This window comes from Methylosinus sp. sav-2 (assembly GCF_004366495.1).
In the GTDB taxonomy this organism is placed as follows: Bacteria; Pseudomonadota; Alphaproteobacteria; order Rhizobiales; family Beijerinckiaceae; genus Methylosinus.
This window is the reverse complement of the sequence record NZ_SOEJ01000045.1, coordinates 1-1,788: the sequence shown is the minus strand read 5'-3', so window position 1 is coordinate 1,788 and position 1,788 is coordinate 1. Positions and strand designations below refer to the sequence as shown.

Genomic DNA, 1,788 nt, shown 5'->3' with positions numbered 1-1,788 from the left:
TCTCGTCGAGCTCATCGAAATCCACAAAGACCTGAAGTCGCGCGCTGGCGCCTGACGCTTCAGCCCATCGCCTGCGGCCCACGCCGGATGCTTACTTTGCACCAGAACCGTTTCACGCAGGCGGCTACCTTCGGGGAACGGCCCCCCCCTCCGAGTTTCCATCTGACCGGCGCCCTCGACGGTTTGCTCTGAGATGGCCACGCCATTCTTGACTGCTATGGCGAATATGAGGCTCGGCGGGAAAACACGCAGCAGTGGCGCCGGAATCAAAGGATCGAATTCGAACATTTCTGTGACATTGAAGCCGCGTTCAAAGAAGGCCTGGTCGAGTGCGGATGGGGTGGTCTCGAATTTCGAAACGGACAGATAGCTCCATGCTCCAGAGCCACTCCATCGGAATCGTCGATCCGCGAGGCGTTGCGCGAATCGAAGCGGAGAATTCGCATGCGGCACGGAAACGATTAAAAAGCCACCTGGTTCGATGACCCGCGCCAATTCATCCAGGCACTGATATGGCCGATCGAGATATTCGATCACGCTAAGGCATATGCAACCCGCGAAATATCCATCTGCATAGGAGAGTCGATCGAGGTCCGCCACCGTTTCGAATTGCGTCAAATCGGAAAGGCCGTATCGCTTAGCGAGGTGCCGGGCGGAGTTTATCATTGGCGTCGATGCGTCGAGACCTGTAAAATGCCTCTCTCGATCAGCCAAGAGGCGCGAGAAAAAGCCGCTGCCGCAGCCAGCATCCAGCCAACGGCCCGGCCGCGCAATCGCCGGCGCGATCTTTCGTCGAAAGAAGTCCACGCGTCGCTGGAAGCCTCCCGAAAGATATTTGTCGTCCCAGGCATCAGCGAGATCGTCGTGGAAGCTCACCGCATTCATAAGTTCGCTTTCGTCGCGATCGCTCAAATGCGCTCCGTGTTCGGCGCTCTGGGTAAGATTTGACACGCTGCGAACTTTCGACAGATAGTACGAGATCATCTCTCTTATACGCGACTTTGTCGGATGTTTCATTTGCATCGCGCGTCTTCCATCTCTACCATATTCTCGTGCAAATATTTCATGAAGCGCGAGAAACGGCGCCAGTATCGGCTGGGTTATCCACCGAGCCGGCATTCCAGATAGCGAGGGCGCAGCTCTCGTTGATGCCGAGACTTCCGAGTCTGAACTTGCCTTTCGGGATCCTGTGCAGGAGCGCAACTCCGGCGATGGTGATCGAAGCGGTTCGGATCCGTTTCAATCGGGGCGCGCCAATTTCGTCTTTCTGATGGAAGGCGACAGCGTAACGCTCCTTCTGGGAGCGTCTGTTGCACACTAACCCCTTATCAGCCCGGTGACAGCGAGCATGGCCAGTACGCCGTTGAATTCGGCGATGACGACAATGGCGATCACGACGTCCGTTTGAAGACGAACAGCTTGGCCTTTTTGGCGAGGTCGATGAGTTCCTTCGACGATCCGCAGCCAGTCAGGGCGCGCATCAGCACGCCGAGGTTGAAGCCTGCGACCTGGATCAGGTTGCGTTTGGCGATATTTTCGCGCCCTTGCAGCCGTGTGCAGCGCATACCGCCGCGATCGAGCACATGGGCGAAGCTGCGTTCGACCAGTTCGCGGCGCTTGCCGCATAGCGGCGCGGCCGACGCCGGATTTCAGCCGCGCGCGATTGGCGTAGACGGCGTCGCGCGCCGCTTCTTCGTCCCACTGACGTGCCCCCGAAGTTTCATCCAGCGGCGATTTGAGTCCCGGCGGTTGATACGCCCGCAGGCGTGGGGTGAGCAACAGGCGATC

General features: G+C 58.3%; 2 protein-coding genes. Both read right to left on the bottom strand.

The features are described 5' to 3' along the window. Positions 1 to 1,023, bottom strand: a 1,023-nt coding sequence (locus tag EDE12_RS21650; RefSeq protein WP_166671924.1) for a class I SAM-dependent methyltransferase, incomplete at its 3' end; no start/stop codon positions are given. 294 nt (positions 1,024 to 1,317) lie between these two features. After that, positions 1,318 to 1,788 (bottom strand): hypothetical protein (locus EDE12_RS22190; RefSeq protein ID WP_208326078.1); only part of this gene is annotated, 471 nt, incomplete at its 5' end.